Below are 11,825 nucleotides of genomic sequence, written 5' to 3'. Positions count from 1 at the left end.
GGCCTGGCACCGGCCGATCCGCTGGCTGGCCGCCGGCGCGCTCCTGGCCCTGGCGGCACGGTCGCTCTATTCGGCCGTCGGATAGCTCTGACGCGAAGTGCCCGAGCTCGCGCCCGGGCACCTCTTTTCTTCTCGCTTCCTATCGCCCTTCGGGCCTCAGCTGCAGCCGGTCGTCCCGCCGCAGGTCTCGCACTTAAGGCAGGTGCCGTTCCGCACCAGGGTCATGTTCTGGCATTCGGGGCAGGGGTCGCCCTCATAGCCCTTGGCCCGGGCCTCGCGGATCTTGGCCAGGCGGACATCCGCCGTGCCGTTCAAGGCCGCGCTGCGCAGCTGGATCGGTTCCGGCGCCGGCGCCAAAGCGGTGGCGCCCTCGGTGTGCAGCGCCGTCGCCGCTTCGCTCACCAGCTCCTGCACGTCGCCCGGCCGGCCGACGGTGCGAAGATTGCCGCCCTCGAACACCCGGAAGTTGCCGCGGACGAAGCCGGTCGAGGCGACCTTGCGGATCGGCGTCGCCGCCTCGGCCACCGCCGGGGTCTTGCCGTCATCCGAGGTCACGCCCTTGCCAACCGTGTCCGGCGTCAGGTCGTCCGGCGTGGCATGGGCCAGGTCGCTGCGGTCGAGATAGGAGACCGCCAGCTCGCGGAAGATGTAGTCGATGATCGAGGTCGCCATCTTGATGGCGTCATTGCCCTGCACCGGGCCCGAGGGCTCGAACCGGGTGAAGGTGAAGGCCTCGACGAATTCCTCCAGCGGCACGCCGTATTGCAGCCCGATCGAGATGGCGATGGCGAAGTTGTTCATCAGGSTGCGGAAGGCGGCGCCTTCCTTGTGCATGTCGATGAAGATCTCGCCGAGCTTGCCGTCGTCGTATTCGCCGGTGCGGAGATAGACCTTGTGGCCGCCGACGATCGCCTTCTGGGTGTAGCCCTTGCGGCGGTGCGGCAGCTTGCCCCGGACGCCGGTCTTGTCGACGATCCGCTCGATCACCCGCTCGACGATCCGCTCCGCCACCATCGGGGCGCGGGCGCCGGCCGGGGCCTCGATGATGCGCTCGACCAGGCTCTCCTCCTCCTCGATGTCGTCGTCGTCGAGCAGGGAGGAATTCAGCGGCTGGCTCAGCTTGGAGCCGTCGCGGTAGAGGGCGTTGGCCTTGAGGCAGAGCTGCCAGGACAGCAGATAGGCGTCCTTGCAGTCCTCCACCGTCGCCGCATTCGGCATGTTGATGGTCTTGGAGATCGCGCCCGAGATGAAGGGCTGCGCCGCCGCCATCATCCGGATGTGGCTCTCGACCGACAGGAAGCGCTTGCCGATGCGGCCGCAGGGATTGGCGCAGTCGAACACCGCCAGGTGCTCGTCCTGCAGCTCCGGCGCCCCCTCCAGGGTCATGGCGCCGCAGCAGTAGGTGTTCGCGGCTTCGATCTCGGCCCTGGAGAAGCCGAGGAAGGCGAGGAGGTCGAAGGTGACGTCGTCCAGCGCCGCCGCCGGCACCTTCAGCGTCCCGGTCAGGAAATCGTCGCCGAGGCTGTAGCGGTTGAACACGAACTTGATGTCGAAGGCGGATTTCAGGCCGAGCTCGACCGCATCGATCGCGGCCTGGGTGAAGCCCTTGGCCTTCAGCGCCGCCCAGCCGATCGCCGGGGAATGCTCCAGCGTGCCGTGGCCGACGGCGTAGCGGATGATCGCGTCGATCTGGTCGTCGCTATAGCCGAGGCCGCGCAGCGCCTCGGGCACCACCCGGTTGATGATCTTGAAGTAGCCGCCGCCGGCCAGCTTCTTGAACTTCACCAGGGCGAAGTCGGGCTCGATGCCGGTGGTGTCGCAATCCATCACCAGGCCGATCGTGCCGGTCGGTGCGATCACGGTGGCCTGGGCATTGCGGTAGCCATGCGCCTCGCCGAGGCCGAGGGCGCGGTCCCAGGCGCGGCGGGCGGCGGCGACCAGCTCCTGGTCCGGGCAGGCATCGGCCTCCAGCGGCACCGGGTTGATCGACAGGCCTTCATAGCCGTCGGCCTCGCCATAGGCGGCGCGGCGGTGATTGCGGATGACCCGCAGCATGGCAGCCGCGTTCTTGGCATAGCCGGGGAAGGGGCCCACGGCCTTGGCCATCTCGGCGGAGGTGGCGTAGGCGACGCCGGTCATCAGCGCCGTGATGGCGCCGCACAGCTCGCGGCCATCGACGCTGTCATAGGGGATGCCGGACGCCATCAGCAGGCCGCCGATATTGGCGTAGCCCAGGCCGAGGGTGCGGAACTCATAGGACAGGCGGGCGATCTCGCGGCTCGGGAACTGCGCCATCATCACCGCGATCTCCAGCGTGATGGTCCACAGCCGGCAGCCATGCTCGAAGGCCGGTATGTCGAAGGAGCCGTCGGCGCGACGGAAGGTCATCAGGTTCAGGGACGCCAGGTTGCAGGCCGTGTCGTCCAGGAACATGTATTCCGAGCACGGGTTCGAGGCGTTGATCCGCCCCGATTCCGGGCAGGTGTGCCACTCGTTGATGGTGGTATCGAACTGCAGCCCCGGATCGGCCGAGGCCCAGGCGGCGTGGCCGATCTTCTCCCACAGGTCGCGGGCCTTGAGGGTCTTCGACACCTTGCCATCGATGCGGCGGATCAACTGCCACTCGCCGTCCTGCTGCACCGCCTCGAGGAAGGTGTTGGTCAGGCGGACCGAGTTGTTCGAATTCTGGCCGGAGACGGTCAGGTAGGCGTCCGAATCCCAGTCGGTGTCGTAGACCCGGAACTCGATGCCCTTATAGCCCTGGCGCGCGAAGTGGATGACGCGCTGGACGTAGTTCTCCGGCAGCATCGCCTTGCGGGCGCCGATGACGGCGCGCTTCAGCGCCTTGTTCTGCTTCGGGTCGAAGCGGTCAGCGGTCTCGGCGTCCGAGACGCCGTGGCACGCCTCCATCACCTCGTTCAGATGCTTGCGCGCCAGCTTCGAGCCGGCGACCAGGGCCGCGACCTTCTGCTCCTCGACCACCTTCCAGTCGATATAGGTCTCGATGTCCGGATGGTCGATGTCGACTGTCACCATCTTGGCGGCGCGGCGGGTGGTGCCGCCCGACTTGATGGCGCCGGCGGCGCGGTCGCCGATCTTGAGGAAGCTCATAAGGCCGGAGGAGCGGCCGCCGCCGGAGAGCTTCTCGCCCTCGCCGCGCAGCTTGGAGAAGTTCGAGCCGGTGCCGGAGCCGTATTTGAACAGGCGGGCCTCGCGGACCCACAGGTCCATGATGCCGCCCTCGTTCACCAGGTCGTCGGCCACCGACTGGATGAAGCAGGCATGTGGCTGCGGCCGCTCATAGGCGCTGTCGGACAGGCGCGGCTCGCCGGTCGCCTCGTCGACATACCAGTGGCCTTGGGCCGGGCCGTCGATGCCATAGGCCCAGTGCAGGCCGGTGTTGAACCATTGCGGGCTGTTCGGCGCCGCCATCTGCTGCGCCAGCATGTAGCGCATCTCGTCGAAATAGGCGCGGGCGTCGGCGGCCGAATCGAACAGCCCGCCCTTCCAGCCCCAATAGGCCCAGGTACCGGCCAGGCGGTCGAACACCTGGGTCGCGGTGCGCTCGGCGCCGACGCGCTCGGCCTCGGGCAGCTCGGCCAGGGCCTTGTCGTCGGGGATGCTGCGCCACAGGAAGTCGGGCACGCCCTTCTCGCGGACGCGCTTCAGCTTGGCCGGGATGCCGGCCTTGCGGAAATACTTCTGCGCCAGGATATCGGACGCGACCTGGCTCCACTCCGCCGGCACCTCGATGTCGGTCTGGCGGAACACCACCGAGCCGTCCGGATTGCGGATCTCGCTGGTCGCCGACCGGAACTCGATCCCCTCATAGGCGTCGTGCCCTTCGGCCGTGAAGCGCCGTTCGATCCGCATGGTCCCCGATCCTCCTTCATCCGTCGCGCTGCCCGCGACCCCCGCCTGATACCCATCGGGGACCGTGATCCCCGCGCCGAACCCGTTCGGCGACTCGCGTCGCCAAGCCGCCACAGACCAGTCAAAGAACCTTCATCATCAGTCAAAAACAAGTATTGAAATTGGAAATTTTGCTCTCTCTGTGGATAACCCGGTGGATAGACCAGTGAATACCCAGTGAAGAAGCGGTGGTTATTTTCCGTGAGCCGCAGCGGCCTGCGGCTTTCCGGACCCCGATCCGGTCCACCCGCGAGAGAATCGCCACAGATCCGATTCTTGTGGCTGGCCCAACCCGTGGGTGGTTCCCCGTATCAGGGCCCCACATATTGTGTCAGTTTGGTGGCGTGCGCAAGCGGGTAATTGCGCAACCTGGGGTCGTTCCGCATGCGGATTCAGCATGGGAATCACCGGGTTGCTGCAGACTCCTCAGGTTTCAGGGAAACCGAGGAGCAGGTCGGGCAGGCCTTCCTCATTGTCGGAGCCGTCGCCCTCGCTGAGAATCATGCCGCCATGCGATCGGTAGAAGGCGAGGGCGCGGGCGTTGTGGGCGAAGCAGTAGAGGCGCAGCCCGGGGGTGTCGCGCCGGGCCCAGGCCAGCAGGGCCGTGCCGATGCCGCGGCGGTGGTGCTCGGGATGGATGTAGAGCTGGTCGAGCCAGCCATTGTGGAGCGCGGCATAGCCCACCGGCGCGCCGTCGCGGCAGGCGATCATCACCTGGGAGTTCTGGATGGTGCGCAGCAGGAAGCGGCGGATCGCGGTGCGGCTGTGCAGGTTCGGGATCGCCGCCGATTCGCGGGCCCGGCGATGGATCGCCGCCAGCGTGCCGGCATCGGCATCGGTGGCCGGCCGCAGCGTCAGGCCGGCCGGTCGAATCTTGTCTGGGCTGGCGTCATCCAAGGCGGGCCTGCCGATTCCGTCCGAAGTGGCGCGACCATGCGGGCGGGGGTCTAAGGCGTCAAGGCCAGGGCGCTCCGGCGGCGATGCGGTCCAGGACCGGGCGCTTGAACAGCATCAGCCGCCGCCCAGCGGCGCCGGCCGCGACCCGAGGTTCTGGCAGAAGCGCAGCAGATAGCCGTCGGGGTCCTGCACCACGAACTGGCGCTGGCCGACCTGCCCGTCGCCGCGGCGGTACCAGCGTTCCTCCAGCGGCCGCTCGATGGGGGCACCGCTGGCGAGGACAGCGGCGTGCAGCGAGTCGATGTGCCCAACCTCGATCTGCAAGTTGATGCCGCGGCCATAGGGGTGTTCCAGCGGCCCGGCCAGCCAGGTGCGCCCGGGATCGGCCGGCTGGTCCAGCATCAGCGCCGCGCCCTCGCGCACCAGATAGGCGAAGCGCTCCTCCGGCCGGTCATACAGCACGGCGAAGCCCAGCACCCCGGTGTAGAAGCGGCGGCTGCGATCGATATCCGAGACGTAGAGCTCCGGCACGAGCTTGGGCGACGTCATGGCGAGTCCCTCCGCGCATATCCTGGCCGAACCCCTGATTCGGCGTTACCCGGGAATAAACCCGACCGGCCCGCGATCTCCACCAGCGGACGATCTCGTCCGCACAGGAGACACCGTCATGAACGATGGCAAGGGCGACCGGCCGGGCGGCATCGATCGCCGCGGCGCGCTGCACTGCATGGTCTGGGCCGGCACCGGCGTGCTGTGGGGGCTGAGCGGCGGCGTGCCGCGCTCGCTCGGCATGGTCGGCGACGCCATGGCGGCGGAGCCGTCGGGCTTCACCTTCCTGCAACTCAGCGACAGCCATGTCGGCTTCGACAAGCCGGCCAACCCGAACGCGCTGGGCACCCTGCAGGAGGCGGTGACGCGCATCGGCACGCTGCAGAAGAAGCCGCAATTCCTGATCCACACCGGCGACATCAGCCACCTGTCCAAGCCGAAGGAGTTCGACGACGCCGACCAGGTGATCGGCGGCGCCGGCCTGCCGGTGCACTACGTCCCCGGCGAGCACGACCTGCTCGACGACGGCACCGGCCAAGCCTATCTCGACCGCTACGGCCGCGGCAGCAAAGGCGCCGGCTGGTACAGCTTCGACTCCAGCGGCGTGCATTTCATCGGGCTGGTGAATGTCGTGGACCTCAAGGCCGGCGGCCTGGGCAATCTCGGCCACGACCAGCTGGAATGGCTCGAGGACGACCTGCGCGGCAAGTCGGCCAGCACGCCGATCGTGGTCTTCGCCCATATCCCGCTGTGGACCGTCTACCAGGAGTGGGGCTGGGGGACGGAAGATGCCGCCCAGGCTCTGTCCTACCTCAAGCGCTTCGGCTCGGTCACGGTGCTGAACGGCCATATCCACCAGCTGATGCAGAAGGTCGAGGGCAACGTCGTGTTCCACACCGCGATGTCGACCGCCTTTCCGCAGCCCGCGCCCGGCACCGCGCCGTCGGCCGGCCCGATGAAGGTGCCGGACGACCAGCTGCGCAAGCTGCTCGGCACCACCAGCATCGAGGTCCGGCACGGCGACAAGCACCTCGCGCTGACCGACATGCCGCTCGCCGCGTCCTGAGCCCGACATCCGGAGACCGAGAATGAGCTTCCTATCCGCCCGGCGCGCCGCCGCCGGGGTTGCCATCGCCCTGCTGCTTGGCCTGGGCGGGGCCCAGGCCGCGGCGCTGCAGCCGGTCGCCATCAAGATCGACAACTTCACCTTCAGCCCGGCCGAGATCACCGTGCCCGTCGGAACCGCCGTCACCTGGACCAATGGCGACGACATCCCGCACACGGTGGTGGCGGTGGACAAGAGCTTCCGCTCCAAGGCGCTCGACACCGGCGACAGCTTCACCGCGACCCTGGCGAAGCCCGGCACCTTCGCCTATTTCTGCAGCCTGCATCCGCATATGACGGGCCGGATCACCGTGACGCCGTGACCCGTCCCACTCTCGTCAGGCCGCTCGACGCCGAAGCCGGGCGGGACGATGCTGAAATCCGGGACGGGCCGCACCGCGCGACCTGCCCCCCGGGGGGAAGGCCGATGCGCGGGACGGATGCGGCGAAGCGGTTCCGGGAGACCGTCCTGCCCTGCCTGGACGACGCCTACATGCTCGCCCGCTACCTGACCCGCAGCCCGGCGGATGCCGACGACCTGGTGCAGGAGGCCTTCGCCCGGGCGCTGCGCTATTTCGACGGCTTCGCCGGCGGCGATCCACGGCCCTGGCTGCTGGCGATCCTGCGCAACTGCTTCTACGCCTGGCTGCGGGCGCGGCGGGCGCAACAGGGCGAGCCGCTGCCGGACCCGGAGGAGGCGGTGGCCGAGGCCACGACGGATCCCTGGGGCCAGGCGCCGGTGGATCCGGAGGCTACGCTGATCCGGATCGACGAGGCGGAAGGGGTCCGGGCGCTGGTCGAGGCGCTGCCGGAGCCGTTCCGCGAGGTGCTGGTGCTGCGTGAAATGAACGACCTGTCCTATCAGCAGATCGCCGAGGTGACGGAGGTGCCGATCGGCACGGTGATGTCGCGGCTGGCCCGAGCCCGGCTGCTGGTCAAGCGCGCCTGGCTCGCCCGCCAGGCGGAGGAGGCGCGATGAGCTGCCCGGACAAATCGGTGCTGCTGCACGGCATGCTCGACGGCGAGCTCGATGTCGTCGGCGCCCTGGCCTTCGAGGCGCATCTGAAGGACTGCCCGGCCTGCGCCGCCGAGTACCGGCGGCAGCAGGCGATCCGCGCGGCGCTGCGCCGGCCGGAGCTGCGCGACCGCGCGCCCGACGCGCTGCGCCGCAAGCTCGAAGCGGCGCTGCAGCCCGCGACCGAGCCGTGGTGGCGGCGCCTGGCCTCCGGCTGGCGCTGGGGCGGGGCCGGGGCGGCGGCGCTGGCCATGGCGTTGATGCTGATCCTGGTCCTGCCGCGCGGCGGCGACGACCTCGCTGGGCAGCTGGTCGACAGCCATGTGCGGTCGCTGCTGGCCGAGCACCTGGTCGACGTGCCGTCCTCCGACCGGCACACGGTGAAGCCCTGGTTCGTCGGCAAGATCGACGCGGCCCCGCCGGTGGTCGACCTCGCGGCGCAGGGCTTCCCGCTCGTGGGCGGGCGACTCGACTATCTCGACCGCCGGGTGGTGGCGGCGCTGGTCTACAGGCATGGCGGCGGGCATGTCGTCAACCTGTTCGTCTGGCCGCAGCCGGGCGCCGCGGACGCCGCGGTGACGGTGGAGACGGAGGAGGGGTACCGCCTGCTGCACTGGGTACGGTCGGGGCTGGAGTTCTGGGCGGTGGCCGATATCGACCTGTCGGAGCTGCAGGCTTTCCAGGCCGCCTATCAGCAGGGCGCGGCGGCGCAGGGCATGCCCTGACCTAAAGCTCCAGCTTCATGCCCTCATGGCTGGCGACGAAGCCGAGCCGGGCATAGAAGCGGTGGGCGTCGGGCCGGCGCTTGTCGGTGGTCAACTGCACCAGGGCGCAGCCGCGCGACCGGGCGCGGGCGATCGCCCAGCCCATCATCGCCCGGCCCGCGCCTTGGCCGCGCAGCGCCGATTCGATGCGCACGGATTCGATCTGCGCCCGCCAAGCGCCGCGGCGTGACAGGCCGGGGATGAAGCTGAGCTGGAAGCAGCCGACGACCTTTCCGTCCAGCTCCGCCACCACCAGCTCCTGGTTCGGGTCGGCGGTGATCGCGGCGAAGGCGGCCTGGTACGGCGCCCCGACCGCGGCCTCGCGATTCTTGCCCAGCGGGTCGTCCGCCAGCAGCCGCAGGATCGCCGGCAGGTCGGCCGCTTCGGCCGTGCGCATCGTCACATCCATCATCCGCTCCGGAATTCCGACTCTCGCCGTCACGGCTTATCGTGAGAGCTGCCCTCATGGCGAGCGCCACCGTGGTCCCGAGTGATCACTTCCGATTCCGAGGGAGGGGTGATTCCGAGTCTGTGCGCTGCATCACCGCGACAAGATCCGGCCGGATCCAGTATTCTCCTATGCACGGCATGTGCAGCGCCGGGCCCCGCCCGGCGTGCGAGAGAGAGGGGATACCATGCAAGGCCGTTCCATCGGCAGGTCGGCGGCTCGGCCGGCGGTCGATGTTTCGCCGTCCTTTGCCCGGGCGGACGACCACTCGGTCCTCGGGCTGATCGACCAGATCTATGACGCCGGCGTCGGCAACGAGGACTGGCTCGCGGTGCTGCGCGTGCTCGGCGCCGCCCTCGGTGGCGAGGCGGTGGTGCTGCGCCGGATCGACCCGGCCGCGTCATGCCCCGCGACCATGGCGTCCGAAACCGACCCCGACTATGTCGAGCGCTACCAGACGCATTTCCACAAGCTGCTGCCGCTGCTGCCCCTGCTGCCGCGGCTTGAGCCCGGCGCGACCTTCGCCCATTCGGCACTGATCCCGAACGCGGAGTATCACCGCACCGAGTTCTACAACGACTTCATGCGGCCGCAGGGCAAGGACCACGGCCTGTATTGGGTGGATTTCGACCGGCGCAACCTCTCGGCGATGCTGTCGGTCTGGCGGCCCCGGCGCCGGCCCGATTGGGATGACGAGCAGGTCCGGATGCTGCGCGCGATCGGGCCGCATCTCAGCCGGGCGCTGCGGATCGAGCGGGGGCTCGCCACGGCGGGGACATCCGTGCCCGCCATGGCGCCGCCCACGGTCCCGGCGTCCCGGTCGCCGCTGACCCCGCGCGAATGCGACTGCCTGATCTGGATCGCCCGCGGCGCATCAAGCAAGGAGGCCGCGCGCCGGCTGTCGCTGTCGGTCCATACCGTCAACGAGTATGTCGCCTCGGCCATGCGCAAGCTGGGGGCCGGCAGCCGTGCCGAGGCGGTCGCCATGGCGCTGCTCCGCGGCGCGATCGGCGGCGAGCCGAGAGACATCGCGCAACAAAATAACTGTAAAACGAAGCATCATTAGCATCCTTTTCCGGCAGGATCGGCCTAGAAAATCTCGTTTTCCGATCAGGGATTCATCATGGCGGTCATCAACGGCACCGAGTTCATCGATTTCATCGACGGCACGACCTTCAATGACACCATCAACGGCCTCGGCGGGAACGACACACTCACCGGTCTCGGCGGCCGCGATACCCTGAACGGCGGCGACGGGAACGACCGGCTCATCGGCGGGGTCGGGGCGGACTTCCTGAACGGCGGGGCCGGCATCGACACCGCCGACTACCGCGACAGCGCCGCCGGGGTGACGGTCGCGATCGGCGGTATCGGCAGCGGCGGCGACGCCCAGGGCGATGCCGTCGGCGCCGATGTGGAGAACATCGACGGGTCGGATTTCGACGACACGTTGACCGGCTCGGCGTCCGCCAACCGGCTGGTCGGCGGGGCCGGCAACAACACGCTCTTCGGTCTCGACGGCGACGACACGCTGACCGCGGGGAATGTCGCGGGCCAGGGCAACGACACGCTCGACGGCGGCGCCGGCAACGACACCCTCGTCGCCGGCGACGGCACGGACAGCCTGACCGGCGGCAACGGGAACGACAGCCTCCAGGGCGGCGCCGGCGCCGACACGCTGAGCGGCGGGGCCGGCATAGACCTGATCACCTACGCCTCCAGCGCGGACGGCGTGGCGATCGACCTCTCGACGCTGACAGCGGCCGGGGGCGACGCGCAGGGCGATGTGATCGGTGCGGACATCGAGAATGTCGAAGGCTCGAACCAAGTCGACGGCCTGACCGGGTCGGCAGGGGCCAACGTCATGCGCGGCCTGGGCGGCCGCGACACGATCGATGGCCTGGGCGGCGACGACAACATCAATGGCGGCGCCGGTAACGATTTCCTCTTCGGCGGGGCCGGGAACGACGTGCTCCATGGCGGGATCAGCGACCTGAGCGGCGCCAGCGGGGACGACGTGCTCGAAGGCGGGGCCGGCGCCGACACGCTGAACGGCGGCGCCGGCGTCGACACCATCGTCTACAACGGCCCGGCCGGGGTGACGGTGACCATCGGCGGTGTCGGCGTCGGCGGCGACGCCCAGGGCGACAGCATCGGCACCGACATCGAGAACATCCAGGGCACGAACGGGTTCGACGACGTCCTGACCGGGTCGGTCCAGGGCAACCTCCTGTTCGGCCTCGCCGGCAACGACACGCTCAACGGCCTGGACGGCGACGACCAGCTCGACGGCGGGTCCGGCAACGATGTGCTCCAGGGCGGCGCCGGGGCGGACCGGCTGCTCGGCGGGGCCGGCAGCGACACCATCGCCTATGACGGCTCGACCGCGGTGACCATCGACCTGACCGACTTCACCGCCTTGGGCGGGGACGCCGAGGGCGACACCTTCGGCACCGATGTCGAGAACGTCCGCGGCACCGGCTTCAACGACACCCTGACCGGTTCTGCCGCAGACAATGCGCTGACCGGCCTGGCTGGCGCCGACGAGCTGGCAGGGCGGGCCGGGAACGACACGCTCAGCGGCGGCGACGGCAACGATTTCCTCACCGGGGGCGCCGGTGCGGACCATCTGTCCGGCGGTGCCGGCATCGACACCATCAGCTATGACGGCCCGGCCGGGGTGACGGTCAACCTGACGACCCTCACGGCATCTGGCGGCGACGCCCAGGGCGACGTGATCGGCGCCGACATCGAGAACATCGCCGGCACCGACGGCTTCAACGACGTCCTGACCGGCTCGGCCGCGGCCAATGTGCTGTCCGGCTATGGCGGCGGCGATACGCTCATCGGCATGGCCGGCAACGACAGGCTCGAAGGCCTGGCCGGCACCGACTGGCTCCGTGGCGGGGCCGGGGCCGACACGCTGGACGGCGGTGCCGGCAATGATATCGCGATCTATTCCGACAGCGCGGCCGGGATCACGGTCAGCCTCGCCACCGGCATCGGCAGCGGCGGCGACGCCCAGGGCGACATCCTGATCGGGATCGAGAATATCATCGGCACTCAGCTCAACGATACCCTGGTCGGGGACGCGGGTGCCAACGTGCTGCGGGGCTTGAACGGCAACGACGTGCTT

Annotated in this window: 10 protein-coding genes; 6 read left to right on the top strand and 4 right to left on the bottom strand. The window is 69.2% G+C overall.

Features of this window, described 5'->3' with window-relative positions; all coding sequences use genetic code 11:
- Window positions 1–156: 156 nt before the first annotated feature.
- The 3 genes from AB4Z01_RS34470 to AB4Z01_RS34460 all read right to left on the bottom strand — a co-directional run bounded on the left by AB4Z01_RS34470 (window position 157) and on the right by AB4Z01_RS34460 (window position 5,358).
- The gene (locus AB4Z01_RS34470) at window positions 157–3,873 is read right to left on the bottom strand and encodes a vitamin B12-dependent ribonucleotide reductase (protein ID WP_441701123.1); all 3,717 of its coding nucleotides are present in this window, start codon (window positions 3,871–3,873) and stop codon (window positions 157–159) included.
- 465 nt (window positions 3,874–4,338) lie between these two features.
- Window positions 4,339–4,809, bottom strand: coding sequence for a GNAT family N-acetyltransferase (locus tag AB4Z01_RS34465; RefSeq protein WP_441701121.1), 471 nt, complete (start codon window positions 4,807–4,809; stop codon window positions 4,339–4,341).
- Window positions 4,810–4,923: 114 nt separating this feature from the next.
- Window positions 4,924–5,358 carry a bleomycin resistance protein gene (locus AB4Z01_RS34460; RefSeq protein ID WP_441701119.1) on the bottom strand — a complete coding sequence of 145 codons (435 nt, stop codon included), beginning with the start codon at window positions 5,356–5,358 and terminating at the stop codon, window positions 4,924–4,926.
- 118 nt (window positions 5,359–5,476) lie between these two features.
- Between AB4Z01_RS34460 and AB4Z01_RS34455 the strand changes: the two genes are divergently transcribed.
- From AB4Z01_RS34455 to AB4Z01_RS34440, 4 genes are all read left to right on the top strand, one after another.
- Window positions 5,477–6,424: a metallophosphoesterase family protein gene (locus AB4Z01_RS34455; RefSeq protein ID WP_441701117.1), complete on the top strand. Its 948-nt coding sequence runs from the start codon at window positions 5,477–5,479 to the stop codon at window positions 6,422–6,424.
- A 22-nt stretch (window positions 6,425–6,446) separates the two neighbouring features.
- Entirely contained in the window at window positions 6,447–6,785 is a 339-nt protein-coding gene (locus AB4Z01_RS34450) for a cupredoxin domain-containing protein (protein ID WP_441701116.1), read from the top strand.
- Between the two features lie 104 nt (window positions 6,786–6,889).
- Entirely contained in the window at window positions 6,890–7,441 is a 552-nt protein-coding gene (locus tag AB4Z01_RS34445) for a sigma-70 family RNA polymerase sigma factor (protein ID WP_441701114.1), read from the top strand.
- Window positions 7,438–8,202, top strand: a complete 765-nt coding sequence (locus tag AB4Z01_RS34440) for an anti-sigma factor family protein (protein ID WP_441701112.1) — start codon at window positions 7,438–7,440, stop codon at window positions 8,200–8,202. The genes AB4Z01_RS34445 and AB4Z01_RS34440 overlap by 4 nt, the downstream gene beginning before the upstream one ends.
- Before the next feature lies 1 nt (window position 8,203).
- On the opposite strand, the gene AB4Z01_RS34435 is transcribed toward AB4Z01_RS34440, so the two are convergent.
- On the bottom strand, window positions 8,204–8,638 hold the full coding sequence (locus tag AB4Z01_RS34435) for a GNAT family N-acetyltransferase (RefSeq protein ID WP_441701110.1): 435 nt from the start codon (window positions 8,636–8,638) through the stop codon (window positions 8,204–8,206).
- Window positions 8,639–8,876: 238 nt separating this feature from the next.
- Between AB4Z01_RS34435 and AB4Z01_RS34430 the strand changes: the two genes are divergently transcribed.
- Both AB4Z01_RS34430 and AB4Z01_RS34425 read left to right on the top strand, forming a co-directional pair.
- The gene (locus AB4Z01_RS34430; protein WP_441701108.1) at window positions 8,877–9,755 is read left to right on the top strand and encodes a helix-turn-helix transcriptional regulator; all 879 of its coding nucleotides are present in this window, start codon (window positions 8,877–8,879) and stop codon (window positions 9,753–9,755) included.
- A 57-nt stretch (window positions 9,756–9,812) separates the two neighbouring features.
- A partial coding sequence (locus AB4Z01_RS34425; RefSeq protein ID WP_441701106.1) for a beta strand repeat-containing protein occupies window positions 9,813–11,825 on the top strand: 2,013 nt, incomplete at its 3' end.

Origin of the sequence: Inquilinus sp. YAF38 (assembly GCF_052113205.1) — a bacterium.
Lineage (GTDB): Bacteria > Pseudomonadota > Alphaproteobacteria > DSM-16000 > Inquilinaceae > Inquilinus.
The sequence above is the reverse complement of the archived record's forward strand: the minus strand, read 5'-3'. Positions and strand labels throughout refer to the sequence as shown.

Bases quoted from the DNA above. Each gene is read 5' to 3' on its own strand.
- AB4Z01_RS34460 (WP_441701119.1), bottom strand. From the start codon at position 5,358: ATGACGTCGCCCAAGCTCGTGCCGGAGCTCTACGTCTCGGATATCGAT.
- AB4Z01_RS34455 (WP_441701117.1), top strand. From the start codon at position 5,477: ATGAACGATGGCAAGGGCGACCGGCCGGGCGGCATCGATCGCCGCGGC.
- AB4Z01_RS34450 (WP_441701116.1), top strand. From the start codon at position 6,447: ATGAGCTTCCTATCCGCCCGGCGCGCCGCCGCCGGGGTTGCCATCGCC.
- AB4Z01_RS34445 (WP_441701114.1), top strand. From the start codon at position 6,890: ATGCGCGGGACGGATGCGGCGAAGCGGTTCCGGGAGACCGTCCTGCCC.
- AB4Z01_RS34440 (WP_441701112.1), top strand. From the start codon at position 7,438: ATGAGCTGCCCGGACAAATCGGTGCTGCTGCACGGCATGCTCGACGGC.
- AB4Z01_RS34435 (WP_441701110.1), bottom strand. From the start codon at position 8,638: ATGCGCACGGCCGAAGCGGCCGACCTGCCGGCGATCCTGCGGCTGCTG.
- AB4Z01_RS34430 (WP_441701108.1), top strand. From the start codon at position 8,877: ATGCAAGGCCGTTCCATCGGCAGGTCGGCGGCTCGGCCGGCGGTCGAT.